Source organism: Seonamhaeicola marinus (assembly GCF_008085455.1).
This window is the reverse complement of record NZ_VSDQ01000828.1, coordinates 1-391: the sequence shown is the minus strand read 5'-3', so window position 1 is coordinate 391 and position 391 is coordinate 1. Positions and strand designations below refer to the sequence as shown.

Here is a 391-nt window from a genome sequence, read left to right as displayed (position 1 = left end):
TTCTTCGGGAGGTCTATTATCTGGAAAAAAAAACCTATAAATCTTTCTCAGTTGTTTCAATCTACTCATTTCTATTTATTTATTGAAATTCTTTTAAATATTGGTTTTATAATTCGTTTTAAAAAGGCTATGGTTTTATTAATTATTTCAGAAAATTTTCTTTTAAATGTTAGAAATTATTCTTAAAAATCTCAAATTACCGTTTATAACATTATTTTGATTTTTTATCATTATGATAATAACCGCTTTTTTATTTCTCTAACTTTTAATTTTGTAACAAAAAGCATTTCTTTTCTAGGCAACTTAAAAAACAATTGTTTTCTCCATTTTTTATCAATACCAACAACATTTTTTTTGAAATAAAAATAAAATACAGAAACTCTTAGTATAC

The 391-nt window shown here is 21.2% G+C and carries 1 protein-coding gene; it reads left to right on the top strand.

Annotation, left to right across the window (positions count from 1 at the left end; genetic code table 11):
- Positions 1 to 186: hypothetical protein (locus FUA24_RS25470; protein ID WP_222861385.1), on the top strand; the 186-nt coding region annotated here is incomplete at its 5' end.
- Between the last annotated feature and the right edge of the window lie 205 nt (positions 187 to 391).